The sequence below is a fragment of the Pseudomonas sp. Bc-h genome, assembly GCF_002080045.1.
GTDB lineage: Bacteria > Pseudomonadota > Gammaproteobacteria > Pseudomonadales > Pseudomonadaceae > Aquipseudomonas.
Genome location: NZ_MUIN01000001.1, coordinates 87017 through 103436 on the forward strand (window position 1 = coordinate 87017; position 16420 = coordinate 103436).

The 16420-nt window shown below is 60.9% G+C and carries 16 protein-coding genes; 3 read left to right on the top strand and 13 right to left on the bottom strand.

Annotation, left to right across the window (positions count from 1 at the left end):
• Positions 1 to 20: 20 nt before the first annotated feature.
• The 6 genes from hutH to hutU all read right to left on the bottom strand — a co-directional run bounded on the left by hutH (position 21) and on the right by hutU (position 7866).
• Positions 21 to 1670 (bottom strand): histidine ammonia-lyase, encoded by a 1650-nt coding sequence (gene hutH / locus BWR59_RS00425; RefSeq protein WP_081563678.1) that lies wholly within the window; start codon positions 1668 to 1670, stop codon positions 21 to 23.
• Positions 1671 to 1684: 14 nt separating this feature from the next.
• Positions 1685 to 2515, bottom strand: a complete 831-nt coding sequence (locus tag BWR59_RS00430) for a glycine betaine/L-proline ABC transporter ATP-binding protein (protein WP_081563679.1) — start codon at positions 2513 to 2515, stop codon at positions 1685 to 1687.
• A complete protein-coding gene (locus tag BWR59_RS00435) occupies positions 2512 to 3363 on the bottom strand; it encodes a proline/glycine betaine ABC transporter permease (RefSeq protein ID WP_081563680.1) in 852 nt (283 codons plus the stop codon). The genes BWR59_RS00430 and BWR59_RS00435 overlap by 4 nt, the downstream gene beginning before the upstream one ends.
• Positions 3364 to 3496: 133 nt before the next feature.
• Entirely contained in the window at positions 3497 to 4462 is a 966-nt protein-coding gene (locus tag BWR59_RS00440; protein ID WP_081563681.1) for an ABC transporter substrate-binding protein, read from the bottom strand.
• A 134-nt stretch (positions 4463 to 4596) separates the two neighbouring features.
• Complete coding sequence (locus tag BWR59_RS00445; protein WP_081563682.1) at positions 4597 to 6066, bottom strand: cytosine permease; 1470 nt, start codon at positions 6064 to 6066, stop codon at positions 4597 to 4599.
• 102 nt (positions 6067 to 6168) lie between these two features.
• Positions 6169 to 7866 (bottom strand): urocanate hydratase, encoded by a 1698-nt coding sequence (gene hutU / locus BWR59_RS00450; protein ID WP_081563683.1) that lies wholly within the window; start codon positions 7864 to 7866, stop codon positions 6169 to 6171.
• Positions 7867 to 8373: 507 nt separating this feature from the next.
• Here hutU and BWR59_RS00455 point away from each other — a divergent pair.
• On the top strand, positions 8374 to 8958 hold the full coding sequence (locus BWR59_RS00455; protein ID WP_081563684.1) for a sigma-70 family RNA polymerase sigma factor: 585 nt from the start codon (positions 8374 to 8376) through the stop codon (positions 8956 to 8958).
• Positions 8955 to 9596: a DUF1109 domain-containing protein gene (locus BWR59_RS00460; protein WP_081563685.1), complete on the top strand. Its 642-nt coding sequence runs from the start codon at positions 8955 to 8957 to the stop codon at positions 9594 to 9596. Before BWR59_RS00455 ends, BWR59_RS00460 begins: the two co-directional genes overlap by 4 nt.
• A 39-nt stretch (positions 9597 to 9635) precedes the next feature.
• On the opposite strand, the gene BWR59_RS00465 is transcribed toward BWR59_RS00460, so the two are convergent.
• The 6 genes from BWR59_RS00465 to hutC all read right to left on the bottom strand — a co-directional run bounded on the left by BWR59_RS00465 (position 9636) and on the right by hutC (position 14227).
• Positions 9636 to 10373, bottom strand: coding sequence for an anti-sigma factor (locus BWR59_RS00465; RefSeq protein ID WP_081563686.1), 738 nt, complete (start codon positions 10371 to 10373; stop codon positions 9636 to 9638).
• Complete coding sequence (locus tag BWR59_RS00470) at positions 10370 to 10936, bottom strand: sigma-70 family RNA polymerase sigma factor (RefSeq protein ID WP_081563687.1); 567 nt, start codon at positions 10934 to 10936, stop codon at positions 10370 to 10372. The genes BWR59_RS00465 and BWR59_RS00470 overlap by 4 nt, the downstream gene beginning before the upstream one ends.
• 102 nt (positions 10937 to 11038) lie before the next feature.
• Positions 11039 to 11569, bottom strand: a complete 531-nt coding sequence (locus tag BWR59_RS00475; RefSeq protein WP_081563688.1) for a DUF3455 domain-containing protein — start codon at positions 11567 to 11569, stop codon at positions 11039 to 11041.
• 124 nt (positions 11570 to 11693) lie between these two features.
• Positions 11694 to 12872: a Na+/H+ antiporter NhaA gene (gene nhaA / locus BWR59_RS00480; RefSeq protein ID WP_081563689.1), complete on the bottom strand. Its 1179-nt coding sequence runs from the start codon at positions 12870 to 12872 to the stop codon at positions 11694 to 11696.
• Positions 12873 to 12926: 54 nt separating this feature from the next.
• Positions 12927 to 13520 carry a HutD family protein gene (locus BWR59_RS00485; RefSeq protein WP_081563690.1) on the bottom strand — a complete coding sequence of 198 codons (594 nt, stop codon included), beginning with the start codon at positions 13518 to 13520 and terminating at the stop codon, positions 12927 to 12929.
• Positions 13517 to 14227 (bottom strand): histidine utilization repressor, encoded by a 711-nt coding sequence (gene hutC, locus BWR59_RS00490; protein ID WP_178111203.1) that lies wholly within the window; start codon positions 14225 to 14227, stop codon positions 13517 to 13519. The genes BWR59_RS00485 and hutC overlap by 4 nt, the downstream gene beginning before the upstream one ends.
• A 196-nt stretch (positions 14228 to 14423) precedes the next feature.
• Here hutC and BWR59_RS00495 point away from each other — a divergent pair, with 196 nt between their 5' ends.
• Positions 14424 to 15788 (top strand): formimidoylglutamate deiminase, encoded by a 1365-nt coding sequence (locus tag BWR59_RS00495; RefSeq protein WP_081563692.1) that lies wholly within the window; start codon positions 14424 to 14426, stop codon positions 15786 to 15788.
• Between the two features lie 123 nt (positions 15789 to 15911).
• On the opposite strand, the gene BWR59_RS00500 is transcribed toward BWR59_RS00495, so the two are convergent.
• Positions 15912 to 16409: a lipocalin family protein gene (locus tag BWR59_RS00500; protein ID WP_230981927.1), complete on the bottom strand. Its 498-nt coding sequence runs from the start codon at positions 16407 to 16409 to the stop codon at positions 15912 to 15914.
• Positions 16410 to 16420 lie beyond the last annotated feature (11 nt).

Here is a 16420-nt window from a genome sequence, read left to right on the forward strand (position 1 = left end):
GGTCGCCTTTTGGGTGTCGGTCACGATGCTGCTACTCCTTCGTTGATGTCGGTCGCGTGCCTTGAACTGGCTCCTGCCTGCCCCGCGCTTGTGGCGCTCGAACTGCGACTGTTGCTGATGCTGTTGTGGTTGGGCGCTGCCGCATGATCGCGGCAGACCTGGAATACGGTTTCCAATGACTCTTCGTTCTTGAGCAGCGTCACGCTGCTGGCGATGTCCGGGGCCAGCCAGCGGTCTTCGTCATAGGCCGGAACACGCTCGCGTAACAGGCGCCACGCCGCCTCGGTGCCGACGCCGAAGCGCGGGCCCTTGAAGAATTCGAACGCTTGCGCAGCCAGCAGGTACTCGATGGCGAGGATCTGCGTGACATTCTCCAGCACCTTGTGCAGCTTCAGTGCGGCGCTGGTGCCCATGCTCAGATGATCTTCCTGCAGGCCCGAGGTGACGTAGTTGTCGATGACCGCCGGTTGCGCCATCTGGCGGTTTTCCGCGCACAGCGAGGCGGCAACGTACTGCACGATCATCATCCCGGAGTTGACCCCCGGCTGGCTGACCAGAAACGCCGGCAGCCCGCTGACGGTGGGGTTGATCAGACGATCCAGACGTCGCTCTGCAATCGAACCCAGTTCAGCCATGGCGATTGCCAACAGGTCGGCGGCCATCGCCACCGACTGACCATGGGGGTTGGCCTGTGACACAACGCGGTAAGCCTCGGGCGTGCCCAGCAGCAGCGGGTTGTCGGTGGCGGAATTGAGCTCGGTTTCGATCTGCCGCGTGGCGTGGGTGAGCTGGTCGCGAGTCGCCCCGTGGACCTGCGGGATCGAACGGATACTCAGGGCGTCCTGAGTACGAATGCCCTTGCTGTTGGCCAGCACTTCACTGCCCGCCAGCAAACCGCGCAGGTTCTTGCCCACTTGCTGCATGCCAGGATGCGGCTTGAGCGCAATGATGGTTTCGTCGAACGCGTCCAGTTGGCCGCGCAGCGCTTCGAAGGTCATGGCACCGATCACGTCGGCCCACTGCATCAGGCGGTTGACGTCGGCGATGGCCAGGCAACTGAGGCCGGTCATGCATGGCGTACCGTTGACCAGACACAAACCGTCTTTGGCGCCCAGCTCAACGGGCGACAGTCCTTCTTCGTTCAGGGCGTGCAGGGCGGAAATCACCTGGCCGCGATAGCTCACCTGCCCGACGCCCAGCAACGCCACGCCGATGTGCGCCATGTGGGTCAGATACCCCACCGAACCCTGGGAGGGCACCTGGGGCGTGATGCGATGGTTGAGCAAGGCCAGCAACGCCTCGACCACCTGCCGATGAATCCCGGATTTGCCCTGGCTGTAGTTGATGATCGCGGCGCAGATGATCGCACGGGTCTGCTCGTCGGGCAGCGCAGGACCGACACCGCAGGCATGGCTGAGCAGGGTATTGCGCGACAGGCGACTCAGCTGCTCGCGCTCCAGCGAAACATTGCACAGCGCACCCAGCCCGGTGTTCACGCCATAGGCGCGCTCACCGCTGGCGACGATGCTCTGCACGATGGCCTGCGCATTGTCGATGCGCGCCCAGGCATTTGCCGACAGGACAAGCGTGGCGCCGTGACGAGCCACGGCGGTCACGTCCTGCCAGGTGAGCTGGGCATCGCCGATGATGATCTGTTCTGCTCGCGACATTTCTACAGCCGTCCTTAAAGGGTCGCCACGCGCCGCTGGACGAAACGATCAACGTATTCGTCGGCTGGCGAGTAGAGGATTTCTTTCGGTGTTCCGACCTGAATCAACCGGCCGTCCTTGAGGATGGCGATGCGGTTGCCGATGCGCACGGCTTCGTCTAGGTCGTGGGTGATGAAGACGATGGTCTTCTTCAGGGTCGATTGCAGCTCCAGCAACTGGTCCTGCATTTCGGCACGGATCAGCGGATCGAGGGCGCTGAAAGCTTCGTCCATGAGGATGATGTCAGTGTCGGCCGCCAGTGCGCGAGCCAGGCCCACACGTTGACGCATGCCGCCGGAGAGCTGGTGAGGGTATTTTTTCTCGTAGCCTTTCAGGCCCACCGTGGTGATCCAGTGCTGCGCACGCTCGGCGCATTGCGCCTTGCTCTCTCCACGAACGGTCAGGCCGTAAGCGACGTTTTCCATCACGGTCTTGTGCGGCAGCAGACCGAAGCTCTGGAACACCATACTGATCTTGTGCCGTCGGAAGTTGCGCAGCGCTTCCATGTCGTAAGTCAGGATGTTCTCGCCATCGACCAGGATTTCGCCACTGGTAGGATCGATCAGACGGTTGAAGTGCCGCACCAGCGTTGATTTGCCGGAGCCCGACAGGCCCATGATCACGAAGATCTCGCCGCTGCCGATGGACAGCGACAGGTCGTTCACGCCGACCACGCAACCCGTCTGCGCCAGCACCTGATCCTTGCTCTGGTTCTGCTGAACCATGGCCAGGGCTTCTTTCGCGCGGCCGCCGAAGATCTTGTACACGTTCTTGACGACGATTTTGTTCGGTTCAACGCTCATCATTTGCTCGCCTCATGCCGTGGCCGGCCATAGGCCTGCGTGATGCGGTCGATCACGACCGCCAGGATGACGATGGCCAGACCCGCTTCCAGGCCGCGACCGACGTTGAGGGTCTGAATCCCTACCAATACGTCTTCGCCCAGGCCGCGGGCGCCGATCATCGAGGCGATCACCACCATCGACAGGGCCATCATGGTCGTCTGGTTGATCCCGGCCATGATGCTCGGCAGGGCAAGCGGCAGTTGCACGCCGAACAGCTGCTGCCAGCGGTTGGCGCCGAACGCGTTGATCGCCTCCATGACCTCGCCGTCGACCTGACGAATGCCCAGATCGGTCAGACGGATCAGCGGAGGCGCGGCATAGATCACGGTCGCGAAGATCGCCGGAACCTTACCCAGGCCGAACAGCATCAGCACCGGAATCAGGTAAACGAAGCTGGGCATGGTCTGCATGATGTCGAGCAGCGGCATCAGCACCGAACGCAGGCGATTGCTGCGTGCCGAGAGAATGCCCAGCGGCACGCCGATCAGCACCGAGATGAAGGTCGCGACCAGCATCAGCGCCAGGGTCTGCATCAGCTTGTCCCACAGGCCCACGGCACCGACCAGAAACAGCAGCCCGACGATCACGGCCGTGGTCGTGACTTTACGGGTGGCGTGCCAGGCGATGAGGCCGACGATGGCCAGCAGCACCCACCATGGCGCGACGCGCAGCAGACCTTCGAGTTTGACGATGGCCCACAGCAACGTGTCGGAGATGTGCCGGAACACGTCGCCGTAGTTGGTGACCAGTTTGTCGACCCAGTCGTTGACCCAGTCGGCGATGGAGAACGTGAAGCTTTCGGGGAACATAGGCGTGTCTCGATCAAGTAAGTTGGAGCCGATCTCTTGTGGCAGTCCGGCTCGCCGGCGGTGACATTCTCGGTATCGCTACCGCCGGCATGCCGGACTGCAAAAGGGATCTGTGTGCGATTGCCCGCAAGCCTTACAACGAAGCATCCACCTTCCTGGCGGCGTCTTCGCTGACCCACTGATGCCAGACTTCAGGATGTTCCTTGAGGAAGATCTTCGCCAGCTTCGGCGACTCGATGCGGTCCTTGGTCATGCGGGCAAGGTTCTGGTTCAGCAGGTCGATGGGGATATTGACCTTTTCCATCACGGCCACCAGCTCAGGCGCCTGTTCGTGAAATGCCTTGGACAGGCCGACCTTGATATCGATGGTCTTGTTCACGCCCGCTTTTTCTTCCAGACGCACCATGTCCACCTGGCCCATCAAAGGCGTTGGCGACCAGTAGTAGGCCAGGATCGGCTCGCCACGCTTGTAGCTGGAGAGGATCGCGGCATCCAGCGCAGGGCCGGTGCCTGGACGGAAGTTGGTGTACTTGCTTTCCAGGCCGTAGCTTTTGAGCATTTCGCTGTTTTCCAGCTCGCAGGTCCAGCCAGCCGGGCAGTTATAGAAGCGGCCTTTTTCCGGCTCTTCGGCGTCCTTGAACAGCGCAGAATATTTGCCCAGGTCTGCGATTGATTTCAGGTCCGGCGCCTTGGCTTCCAGCTTGCGCTTGGCGTCGCCTTCGATCACGTAACGAGGCACGTACCAGCCCTCCACTGCGCCTTTGACCGGTGCGCCGACGCCCACGACTTTGCCAGCTGCTTCAGCCTTGTTCCACACCTCGCTGCGGCCTACCCACTCCTCGGCGAAGACTTGAATATCGTTGGTGCCCAGGGCGTTTTCCATGGTGATGGAGTTGCCCGGCAGACTATCGGTTTCGCAGCCATAACCCTTGTTCAGGACCACTTGCAGCACGTCGGTCAGAAGCATTGCGCTTTCCCAGTTCAAGCCGGCGAATTTCACCGGTTTGCCGGACTCACACCATCCCGCTGCCTGGCTGGCACCACTGGCGAGTACGCCGACTGTCAGCAACGTGGATAGCAGGGTCTTTTTCGTTTTCATTGTGTGACGCTCCTGGTCTTGAGTTGGATGAGGCAGGGCAGTAACGAAAGCGGTTGGCATCCAGCCTATGGGAAGGGCACTTGTTGCGCCCCGTCCCGCTTCACTCCAGCTTTAACAGACGTGCATGACGCGGCTCAGTTCACCGCCGCTCTCGCCGGTACAGGGTTATGGCTCGTCGTTGGAACGTCCCGCTCTGTCGGCAGGATCAAACGGTCGGCAATCTTGCCGGGCCACTTCTTCGCGGCGATGTAATACAGCGCGGCAGGCACGACCAGGCCGATGATCCACGAGATGTCGGTATCGTCCAGGCTGGCCACCAGAGGCCCAGTGTAGAAGTGGGTGGAGATGAACGGCATTTGAATCAGCACGCCGATCACGTAAATGCCGATGCCGATCCAGTTCCAGCGGCCATAGCGACCGTCAGGATTGGACAGTGCAGGAATGTCGTAGCGTTCTTTGGTGATGCAGTAGAAATCCACCAGGTTGATCGCGCTCCATGGCGTGAAGAACGCCAGCAGGAACAGGATGAACGCCGAGAAGTCCTTGAGGAACGAATCCTTGCCCAGCAGCGCCAATGCAGTGGAGAGGCCGACCATGGCGAAGATGTAGGTCAGGCGCAGGCCTCTGGAAATATGGCGGTTGCCCCGGAAGCCGCTGACAATCGTGGCAATCGACATGAAGCTGCCGTAGGCGTTGAGCGTGGTCACGGTGACCTTGCCGAAGGCGATGCTGAAATACAGCGCCGCCGCGACGGCTCCCGTGCCGCCCAGACCGACGATGAACGAGACCTCGTGATGCGCGAAGTTCTTGCCTGCCAGTGCGGCGGCGAATACACCGAACACCATCGACACTTGTGCGCCGATCACGGCGCCCAGACCGACGGCCCAGAAGGTTTTGCCTGCCGACGTGCGGCGCGGCAGATACCGCGAGTAGTCCGCGACGTAGGGACCGAACGCGATCTGCCAGGACGCCGACAGGGAAATCGCCAGCAGGAAGCTGCTCAGCGAGAAATGCTTGTTGCCCAGCAGCGCGCCGACATCGTTACCCGCCAAAAGCGCACCGAACAGGTAGATAAAGGCGATCACGCCGATGATGCTGGCGACCCGGCCGATCATGTGGATGACCCGGTAGCCGAAGATGGTCAGGACCACGATGGCAGCGGCAAAAATCACGATGCCTTGCCAGTCCGGAACCTGAATCAGTTGAGCGACGGCCTGCCCGGCCAGCAACGAGCCGCTGGCGGAAAAACCGATGTACATCAGGCACACCAGCACCAGCGGGATGACAGCCCCGAAAACGCCGAACTGCACCCGACTGGAAATCATCTGCGGCAGACCCAGTTTCGGACCTTGCGCCGCGTGCAGCGCCATGACGCCACCGCCCAGCAACTGGCCGACGAACAGCCCGATCAGCGACCAGAACACATCCCCGCCCAGCACCACGGCCAGAGCCCCGGTGACGATTGCAGTGATCTGCAGGTTGGCACCCAGCCACAGGGTGAATTGACTGAACAGACGGCCATGTCTTTCCCCGTCAGGGATGTAGTCGATCGAACGCCTTTCGATCACGGACGAACTTGCAGCACGATCATCTTGAACAGCCATCTCAAACATTCCCCTGAAGCGAGTGTTGGTACGCGTACTGCGTGACTGACGAATCTCTATCGCAGGCCCGGGCAGACAATTCATCCGAGCCTGGACTCTCTATCAGTTACCGATCATCGGCAGGTTCAGACCCTGCTCTTTGGCGCAGTCGATCGCGATCTGGTAACCGGCGTCGGCGTGACGCATGACGCCAGTCGCAGGATCGTTATGCAGAACGCGCGCGATGCGCTCGGCGGCTTCGTCCGAACCGTCACAGACGATGACCATGCCCGAGTGCTGAGAAAAGCCCATGCCGACGCCGCCACCGTGGTGCAGCGAGACCCAGGTCGCGCCGCTGGCGGTGTTGAGCAGGGCGTTGAGCAGTGGCCAGTCGGACACAGCGTCGGAGCCGTCCTGCATCGATTCGGTTTCGCGGTTCGGGCTTGCGACCGAGCCGGAGTCCAGGTGGTCACGACCGATCACGACCGGTGCCGACAGCTCACCGCGACGGACCATTTCGTTGAACGCCAGACCCAGCTTGGCGCGCTGACCCAGACCGACCCAGCAGATACGTGCCGGCAGGCCCTGGAAATTGATGCGCTCGCGCGCCATGTCCAGCCAGTTGTGCAGGTGCGCGTCGTCCGGGATCAGCTCCTTGACCTTGGCGTCTGTCTTGTAGATGTCTTCCGGGTTGCCCGACAGCGCAGCCCAGCGGAACGGGCCGATGCCACGGCAGAACAGCGGACGGATGTAGGCCGGTACGAAGCCTGGGAAATCGAACGCGTTGCTCACGCCTTCTTCCTTGGCCATCTGACGGATGTTGTTGCCGTAGTCGAAGGTAGGAATGCCTTGTTTCTGGAACGCCAGCATCGCTTCGACGTGCTCGGCCATCGACTGCTTGGCGGCCTTTACCACGGCGGCGGGCTCGGTGAGAGCGCGGTCACGGTACTGCTCCCAGGTCCAGCCTTTTGGCAGGTAACCATTGAGCGGGTCGTGGGCGCTGGTCTGGTCAGTGACCATGTCAGGGCGCACGCCGCGCTTGACCAGTTCCGGGAGGATTTCAGCGGCGTTGCCCAGCAGTGCAATGGAGATCGCTCTGCCTTCGGCGGTGTACTTGGCGATGCGCGCCAGAGCATCGTCCAGATCGGTGGCTTGTTCGTCGACGTAACGGCTTTTCAGGCGGAAATCGATACGGCTCTGCTGGCATTCGATGTTCAGCGAGCAAGCGCCGGCCAAGGTCGCAGCCAGAGGTTGCGCGCCGCCCATGCCGCCCAGGCCTGCAGTCAGAACCCAACGGCCTGTGAGGTTGCCGTCGTAGTGTTGGCGACCGGCCTCGACGAAGGTTTCGTAGGTACCTTGAACGATGCCCTGACTGCCGATGTAGATCCAGCTGCCAGCGGTCATCTGGCCATACATCGCCAGGCCCTTGGCATCGAGTTCGTTGAAGTGTTCCCAACTGGCCCAGTGTGGCACCAGGTTGGAGTTGGCGATCAGCACACGCGGGGCATTGCTGTGGGTCTTGAATACGCCGACCGGCTTGCCGGATTGCACCAGCAGGGTCTCGTCGTCATTCAGGTTGGTCAGGCTTTCGACGATCTTGTCGTAGCATTCCCAGTTGCGTGCCGCGCGACCGATACCGCCGTAGACCACCAGCTCGTTCGGGTTCTCGGCGACTTCCGGGTCGAGGTTGTTCATCAACATCCGCAGCGGCGCTTCGGTCAGCCAGCTCTTGGCGGTCAGTTGAGTGCCACGGGCCGCGCGGATTTCCACGTCGCGGCGTTTGGTCCATTGCTGGGCTGGGGTTTTGTTGTCAGTAGTCACGTAACAATCCTCGATGATCAATCCGGCCCAGGCACTGGGCTAACGTGCCTGTGTCGAACAGGCGGAATATGGGTTTAGCAGGTCAGACGCCGCTGGCTGTGAATCCAGGCGGGGCACTGATGGTACGCTTGCATACTCATATTTACTTGTACATACAAGCATATGCAACCAAGGGGCCAACTCATCCAGTGGGCTGTTTGAAAAGCTGCCAAGCCGCGCCGAATAAGGTCTGAGCTACATTGACCGATGTATGAGGTGGTAAGGAGGAGCATTGCAGGAAACGGGACATTGTTACTTTTGGGTGCGTGCGCCCCGTGACAGGGCAATCGGTAACAGAAAGTTGAATTGTTTGACGGCTGAGTTCGGCATCTACTGCGCAACTACCGTTGCGCCTGTGGCAGTCCGGCTGGCCGGTGGCAGCGATTCTTCGAGCGCCATCGTCGGCCAGCAGGGCTGCTTCAGTGGCGGTCGATAAAAATTTTCCCGATGGTGTAACCAGGGCGAGCGATGGACCGAACTACTGATCACGCGGCGCACAACGCGGCTTTACGTAACCGGGAGATGCACCTGCAATCGCTGTTTCTGGCGGGGCAAGAAGGTAACGAGCGCGCATACCGGACATTCCTTGGCGAGCTGAGCGGGCATTTGCGTGGCTTTTTGCGGGCGCGTTTGCAACGCCAGCCCGGCGAGATCGAGGATCTGCTTCAGGAGGTGTTACTGGGGGTGCATAACGGACGCCACACGTATCACGCCGATCAGCCGCTCACCGCGTGGGTATTCGCCATTGCCCGCTATAAACTCGCCGACTTTTTCCGCGCCCGTTCGCGTGGCGATGTGTTCAACGATTCTCTGGACGATACTGCCGAGCTGTTCGCCGAGCCTGAGCTGGAGCCTGCCCAGGCCAGTCGGGACCTGAGCAAACTGTTGCACGAATTGCCTGATCGTCAGCGCTTGCCGATCATGCACGTCAAGCTCGAAGGCTTGTCGGTAACCGAAACAGCGAAGATGACGGGGCTTTCCGAGTCCGCCGTCAAGATTGGCGTGCATCGCGGCCTGAAGGCGCTGGCGGCGCGCATACGAGGTACACGATGAAAACCGATGACCTGATTTCCATGCTCGCAGGGGGCGTCGCGCCGGTAGATCGCGGGCTGTTGGCCAAGCGTTTCAGCCTGGCGGTCGTCGTCGCGGCGCTGGGTTCGCTGTTGATGATGCTGGTGCTTTTCGGAGCGCGTCCTGATTTGGCAACCATGGCCAGAACCCCGCTGTTCTGGGGCAAAGTCGCGTTGCCGTTGTGTCTGGCGATAGGTTCGCTGTGGATGGTTACGCGACTGGCCCGTCCGGGCATGAGCGCGGGCTCCGGCCGCTGGGTGGTGAGTGCCGGAGTGCTGATCGTCTGGCTCGCCGGTCTGTATGCCTTGTCGCAGGCCGAGCCGGATACACGGGTTGCGATGATCTTCGGCAAGACCTGGCGCACCTGTGCGTTCAACATCACGCTACTGGCGATTCCCGGTTTCATCTCTATCTTCTGGGCCCTGCGCGGCATGGCGCCGACCCGTCTGCGTCTGGCCGGTGCCTGCGGTGGGCTGCTCGCGGGCTCGTTGGCGACGATCGCCTACTGCCTGCATTGCCCCGAGATGGAGATCCCTTTCTGGGGCGTTTGGTATCTGCTGGGGTTGTTGCTGTCCACCGTGATCGGCGCGCTGATCGGGCCCCGGGTTTTGTGCTGGTAGCGACGCCGCTGGACTGCTCCAGGCTGATCCCTGGCATGATCAGATCACCTTCACAGCCCGCCCGATGAACTGAATCGGGCCGGTCGGTTTGTTGATCGGTGAGCCTGTGGACTTCTCGAGTGTCAGCTCGAACAGCTGATTGGGTTGCAGCGGTGGCAACTTGCCGAGGGGCACTCGGAAGACCTCTCCCGGTTTGACCAGCCCTAGCGAAACCGGCCCTTGCCAATCATCGGCCTTGGTCCAGAATTGCAGCGCCTTGTCTTCAGGCACCTCTGTTTCGCTCAGCGGGATCAGCTGGATTTCTCTTGCGTCGTTGGCCTGCATCACCCAGCCTGGCGCCTTGTCTTGCGGGGCCACGAGGACAACCAGATAAGTTGGCGTGGCCTCAGGCGAAACCTGGGTCAACAGTGAAGTCCCCAATATCATCGATGCCGCCAGACCCAGCCCGGCAAGCGTACGCCAGACATTGAGACTGTCCCACCATCGAACGGACTTCATGCGGCCTCTGCGTGCCGCAGCCCTTGGCGCTGTCGACAGCTCGTCCAGACTGCGTTCGATCCGGTTCCAGAGTCGTGAAGAGGGAAGTTGCGGTTCAGCCATTTCGGTCAAGGTGAACAGGCGTGCCTCCCACCCATCTACGGCCCGGCGCAGTGCAGGGTCATGATTCAGTCGCTCTTGAACCTCGGCGCGTTGCTCGGCCGAAAGCGTCCCCAATACATACTCACCCGCCAGAATCTGTACGTCATGATCGGGTGTTGTGTCTGATTTTTCGCTCATCCAATGCACTCCCGCAACGCAACGAGGCTGCGCTTGATCCAGGCCTTAACCGTGCCCAGCGGCGCACCCGTTTTTTGTGCGATTTGCTGATGAGAATAGCCGTCGACGTAGGCGTAAAAAACACAGTTGCGACGCACGGGGTCCAATTGTTCGAGACAAGAATCGATGCGGCCCGGATTGACCCTCCAATCGAATGCGTCGGTCACGTCCTGCCAGCCTTCGAGCGTGGCCTGGGCGTGGCTGTCTTCATCATTGTCGTCATCCATCGCCACTTCCCGGGCACTGTTGCGCACGCTGTTCAGCGCCAGATGGCGCGCAACAGTGAACATCCAGCCGCGTGCGGTGCCACGGCTGACGTCGAAGCTCGCGGCAGCGTTCCAGATCTTGATGAAAGCGTCGTGGACGATGTCTTCCGCCAGTGCCCGGTCAACAACGATGCGTTGCACCACGCCAAGCAGGCGTGGGCTTTCCTGTTCATAAAGCCGTTGCAGCGCCCGCCTTTCGCCACGGGCGCAGGCATGCAACGCTGCTTCGTAATCAAAGGGAGTCTGAGGTGCGGACAAATCGATCAGCCATGAAAAAGGGAATGCCGCCGCGGCCGGTAGCCGAGGCCTCCGCGCAGGAGCATAGTCCACTTCCCGCGCAGGACCTCCAAACCTTTGTTGTCAGTTGCTGGCCCAGAAGATGTAGTCGGCCTGGTACTTGACCACTTCTTTGGCGCCTTTGTTATCCGCCGAGCAGGCGCTTGACGGGGCAACGCCGCCTTTAAGGGCAACCCGCTGGATGTAAGCCACGCCGGTCATGGCCCCTTTGCCTTCGGCAGGATTGGCCTTGACCAGTTGGTACGGCAGATTTCCCGCACTGGAGGGCGCCACGGCCAGCTGTGTCCCGGTCACTTTCGATCCGTCTTTGGCTTCCCACGTGGCAGGAGGGCCGAAGTAAGTGCCCACTTGCTTGCCGCTGCGGTCATTGAGCACTGCCTTGGGGCCGACGAACGTCCACTCCATCTCTGTTGTGCTATTGGCTTTGGCTTTGCATTCGTAGGTGATTTCGCCTATGCCGGTGGTTTCCATGCTGACCTTGTGACCGGTAGGGACTTTGATACTGTCGGGCAGATCGGCTTGGGCGAAAACGGTTGAGGCACAGGTCAGGGCCAGAGTGCTGGCGGCCAGCGAAAAGTAGTGTTTAGCGTTCATCGCAGTTACTCCTGAAGGGTATTGCGTTCGGCAGCAAAGGGCTGCTGTCTGTACTACCCGGCAGGAGACGATCTGGATGCACTGGCCTGAAAATAATTTTTTTGGTCTCGGACCGCGAGACGAGTCAATGCCGACTCAACCGACTGCGCAGCAGCAGTACCCCGACAATCGCCGACAGAATGGAACCCATCAAGACGCCCACCTTAACCTCATCGATCAAATGCGGCGCGCCGGGAAAGGCAAGGTTGCCGATGAACAGGCTCATGGTGAAACCGATCCCGCAGAGCAGCGCGACGCCGTACATCTGCATCCAGTTGCTGCCTTCCGGCAGGTTCGCCAAGCCTGAGCGAATGGCAAGCGTTGCGGCGAGGAACACGCCGATCTGCTTGCCGAAGAACAACCCCAGCGCTACCCCCAGCGGTACGGGGTCGACGAGGTTGCCAAGGCTGATCCCGGACAGCGACACACCCGCGTTGGCAAAGCCGAACACCGGCACCACGGCGAAGGCGACCCAGTAGTGCATTTTTTCTTCGAGAAACAGCAGGGGCGAGCGGGCTTCTTCCTGACGCGTACCCAGCGGAATGCACAAGGCGAGTGCCACACCGGCCAGCGTTGCATGCACGCCTGACTGAAGAACGAAGAACCACAGCAGCAGGCCGAGCAGCAGGTATGGCAACAGACGCTGCACACCCATGCGATTCATGATCACCAGAACGGCAAGGGTGGCGAAGGATGCGCCCAACATCGGCAAGTTGAGGCCAGTGCTGTAGAACAGCGCGATGATGGTGACCGCGCCGAGGTCGTCAAGAATCGCCAGTGCAGCCAGAAAGACTTTCAGCGACGTCGGAACCCGTTTGCCGAGCAACGACAGCACGCCCAGGGCAAAGGCGATGTCGGTGGCCGCCGGAATCGCCCAGCCGCTCAGGGTTTCGGGGTTGCCCATATTTATGCCGACGTAGATCAGCGCGGGCACCAGCATGCCGCCAGCAGCAGCAAAACCGGGCAGGGCGCGCTGGCCCCAACTGGCGAGCCCGCCCGCCAGTACTTCACGTTTGATTTCCAGCCCGACCATTAGAAAGAAGATCGCCATCAGGCCGTCGTTGATCCACAACTCGACCGATAAGCCGCCCCAGACGCTGTGCAACGCGGCGAAGTAGAGCGAGGCCATCGGGGAGTTGGCGACGATGATCGCAGCCAGCGCGGCGCCCATCAGCACGAGGCCGCCAGCGGATTCCGACGCGAGGAAGCTGGCAAAAATGGCGAGTGCTCGTGGGCTTTCTTTTTGAGTGTTGAGCTTCGTCATCGGCGTCCCTGTGTACGTGCAAAAAGAACGCAAATTAACACAGGTGGGCGGCGCTTAGATCGCCGTCAGCTCGATCACGCAGCAGCGGCTGGCACGCGGGGCATACAGCACAACTTCCAGCAACGACCCTTCGGCGTTGTCCAGTTGCAGGCAATCGTGGCGCTCCAGCAGTTGTGGCGGATGCTCGGCGACGTTGGCAGCCATCTGCTGCGCTGCACTGAATACCAGAAATGCATGGGCGGAGCTGAAGAAACGCTGGGGTTGCAGCACGTCGATCCATTGCAGGCGCGCGCGATAGCGGGCAGGCGCGTAGATGAGGTTGAAGTCGCGGATCGGACCGTCCAGCAAGGTGCAGGACACCTGACTGTCCCCACTGAACGCGAACGGATCGGAAGGCAGCAACGGCTCGCTGTCCTTGCCGTCGATATTTAACGTCATGCCTGCGCCTTGCAGCACGGTGATGATCCGCAGATAACCGGCGAACACCGAAAAGCCGCCCGACTCACCAATGTCGGCGATCGACAGACGCCAGGCGAAACCGTCCAGACCTTCGCCCGCGTCGCGAGTGATTTCCTCGGTGCTGCCGCCACCGTTTTTCCAGGGCATGCGGGGGTAATCGGCGGCGCGCAGAACAGTCAGTCGGGTCATTTGCTGAAGCGTCCTTCCAGGCGGTGGCGAGAGCCGGGGTGAATCAGGCGGGCGGCGGTCACAGGCTGGCGACCGGACCAGGTGCGACGACGTACCAACAGGCACGGCTCGCCTTTTTCGATTTGCAGAAGCTTGCACTCGTCAGGCTCGGCCAGAATCGCCTCGACCACGTGCTCGCCTTCGGTCAAAGGGGCGACTTGGTTGAGGTAGGCGTAAGGCGTTTGCTTGGTGAAGTCCTGCTGCAAATAGTCGGGGGCGACCAGCGCGTTGACGAAGCGGTCTTCGATTTGCACGGGAATGTCGTTTTCGAAGTGCACGATCAACGAATGAAACACCCGCTGGCCTTCACGCATGTCCAGCGCCAGCGCGCGCTCGGAGCCGGCAGCCTCTTCGCAGAGGATGATCACCTGACAGGTATGGGTGTGGCCGCGGGAAGCGATTTCATCGGCGATGTTGTGCACTTCGAAGAGTGCGGACTGGGTCTTGGGCTCGGCGACAAACGTGCCCACGCCTTGCATGCGCACGAGCATGCCTTCAGCGGTCATCTCGCGCAGAGCGCGGTTGATGGTCATCCGGCTGAAACCCAGTTGGGTCACCAGCTCGCTCTCGGACGGCACGCGATGATGCGGCGGCCAGGTTCCGTTCTGGATCTGCTGGGTGATCATTTGCTTCACCCGGGCATAGAGAGGCGCCGGACTGTCACCCATCTGGGCGGCCAGCGGAGAGTTGGCAGGCGGAGTCGGCACAGAAAAGTCCTTGTTATGGCGTAAAAGTCGGAGGCAAATGGCGTGTTATGGCGCTCAAACTAACCATTTACTCGGTCAACGACAAGCTTGCCGCAGTTTACCGGGCAGGCAAACGTCTGTATATGTATAGACAATTTCACGCGAGGGGTGCGAAGCAATGTCCGTTTTCTTTGCCGAACGAGTGTTATTGCCTGCTGGCTGGGCCAATAACGTGCGTTTCGAGGTCAGCGCCGATGGCTTTCTGACCAAGGTCCAGGCCGATTCAGAGCGTCAGGGCGCCGAGCTGATCAACGGTCCTGTGTTGCCGGGCATGCCGAATCTGCACTCCCACGCGTTTCAGCGCGCAATGGCAGGGCTGGCGGAAGTGGCGGGCAATCCCAACGACAGCTTCTGGACCTGGCGCGATCTTATGTATCGCCTCGTCGGACAGATCAGTCCTCAGCAATTGGGCGTCATCGCCCGTCAGCTCTACATCGAGATGCTCAAGGGTGGCTTCACCTCCGTTGCCGAGTTTCATTACGTCCATCAAGACACCGATGGCAAGCCCTACGCGGACCCGGCTGAGCTTGCGCTGCAGGTGAGTCAGGCGGCGAGTTCGGTTGGCATCGGCATGACCCTGCTGCCGGTGCTTTATACCCATTCCGGTTTTGGCGGGCTGGCGCCGAACGAAGGGCAGCGCCGCTTCATCAACAGCACCCACAGCTATCTGGACCTGCAATCGCGCCTTAAGCCGATCATCGAGTCGCAACCGGCGCAGGCCCTGGGGTTGTGTTTCCACTCGCTGCGCGCCGTGACACCACAGCAGATCAGCGAGGTGATGGCGGCCAGCGACAAACAGTGCCCGGTTCACATCCACATTGCCGAACAGCAAAAAGAAGTCGACGACTGCCTCACTTGGAGCGGCCGCCGTCCGCTGCAATGGCTGTATGAAAACGTCGATGTCGATGAGCGTTGGTGTCTGGTGCACGCGACCCATGCCGAGGCCGACGAAGTGGCATCGATGGCGAAAAGTCGTGCGGTGGCGGGGTTGTGTCTGACCACTGAAGCGAACCTTGGTGACGGGATTTTCCCGGCAGTGGATTACATCGCTCAAGGCGGTCGCTGGGGGATTGGTTCGGACAGCCATGTCTCGCTCAGCGTCGTCGAAGAGTTGCGTTGGCTGGAATATGGTCAACGTCTGCGCGACCAGCGCCGCAATCGTCTGTATCGCCTGGATCAACCGATGGTCGGCCGTACCTTGTATGACGCTGCGCTGGTCGGTGGCGCGCAGGCAATGGGGCAGCCGATTGGTGCGCTGGAGGTCGGCAAACGCGCGGACTGGCTGGTGCTCGACGGTAACGATCCGTACCTGGCGACGGCGTCGGGCGATGCAATTCTCAATCGTTGGTTATTTGCCGGGGGCGACCGTCAGATTCGTGAGGTGATGGTCGGCGGTCGCTGGGTGATTCGCGACGGTCGGCATGCTGATGAAGAAGAAAGCAGCCGGGCTTTCGCACAGGTGTTGAGGGAGTTGTTGGGGTAAGTCCGGTTAACGCCGCTCTCGCTGTGAAACGCCATCCCTTGCAGCAGTCCGGCTTGTCGGCGGTAGCGTTTTAATGATGCCACCGCGGCAAGCCGGGCTGCTTCAGGGATGGAGCGCGACAGGTCAGTCTGCTAGCTTGGCGATCTTCGAATCCTCCACCCGCCAGATCAGCCGGGTGGTGTCATAACCCTGCTGTTGGGCTTTCATCAGCAACTCATTGCGAGTCGTCTCGTCGACATGGGCTGTGCGCGACAGGAGCCACAAGTACCTGCGATTCGGGTTGCCGACGATCGCCAGCTTGTAATCGTCGCTGACGTCGAGCACCCAATAATTACCCTTGGCGACCCCGGGCAGCAGACGCGAGAACCAGTTGTCGAACACTACCCAGAGCTTGTCAGTCTTGCCTTCGACCTGCGGCGACGCGGTGCCTGTCGCCTCTTCCCATTTGCCATCCATGGTCCGGCAGCGGTTGGTGACTGCGATGTTGCCGTCATCCTTGAGCTTGTAGTGGGCTTCGGACTGCGCGCAATTGCGCTGGAAGAACATCGGCAACCGCGCCAGCTCGTACCAGGTGCCCTGATAGCGCTTCAGGTCCACATGATCTTCGGTTCTGGGTGCCATGGATTCCCCTT

What these genes read in the sequence shown, in the direction of transcription:
- hutH (WP_081563678.1), bottom strand. Translation starts at nt 1,670, where the DNA reads ATGTCGCGAGCAGAACAGATCATCATCGGCGATGCCCAGCTCACCTGG.
- BWR59_RS00430 (WP_081563679.1), bottom strand. Translation starts at nt 2,515, where the DNA reads ATGATGAGCGTTGAACCGAACAAAATCGTCGTCAAGAACGTGTACAAG.
- BWR59_RS00435 (WP_081563680.1), bottom strand. Translation starts at nt 3,363, where the DNA reads ATGTTCCCCGAAAGCTTCACGTTCTCCATCGCCGACTGGGTCAACGAC.
- BWR59_RS00440 (WP_081563681.1), bottom strand. Translation starts at nt 4,462, where the DNA reads ATGAAAACGAAAAAGACCCTGCTATCCACGTTGCTGACAGTCGGCGTA.
- BWR59_RS00445 (WP_081563682.1), bottom strand. Translation starts at nt 6,066, where the DNA reads ATGGCTGTTCAAGATGATCGTGCTGCAAGTTCGTCCGTGATCGAAAGG.
- BWR59_RS00455 (WP_081563684.1), top strand. Translation starts at nt 8,374, where the DNA reads ATGGACCGAACTACTGATCACGCGGCGCACAACGCGGCTTTACGTAAC.
- BWR59_RS00460 (WP_081563685.1), top strand. Translation starts at nt 8,955, where the DNA reads ATGAAAACCGATGACCTGATTTCCATGCTCGCAGGGGGCGTCGCGCCG.
- BWR59_RS00465 (WP_081563686.1), bottom strand. Translation starts at nt 10,373, where the DNA reads ATGAGCGAAAAATCAGACACAACACCCGATCATGACGTACAGATTCTG.
- BWR59_RS00475 (WP_081563688.1), bottom strand. Translation starts at nt 11,569, where the DNA reads ATGAACGCTAAACACTACTTTTCGCTGGCCGCCAGCACTCTGGCCCTG.
- nhaA (WP_081563689.1), bottom strand. Translation starts at nt 12,872, where the DNA reads ATGACGAAGCTCAACACTCAAAAAGAAAGCCCACGAGCACTCGCCATT.
- BWR59_RS00485 (WP_081563690.1), bottom strand. Translation starts at nt 13,520, where the DNA reads ATGACCCGACTGACTGTTCTGCGCGCCGCCGATTACCCCCGCATGCCC.
- hutC (WP_178111203.1), bottom strand. Translation starts at nt 14,227, where the DNA reads ATGGGTGACAGTCCGGCGCCTCTCTATGCCCGGGTGAAGCAAATGATC.
- BWR59_RS00495 (WP_081563692.1), top strand. Translation starts at nt 14,424, where the DNA reads ATGTCCGTTTTCTTTGCCGAACGAGTGTTATTGCCTGCTGGCTGGGCC.
- BWR59_RS00500 (WP_230981927.1), bottom strand. Translation starts at nt 16,409, where the DNA reads ATGGCACCCAGAACCGAAGATCATGTGGACCTGAAGCGCTATCAGGGC.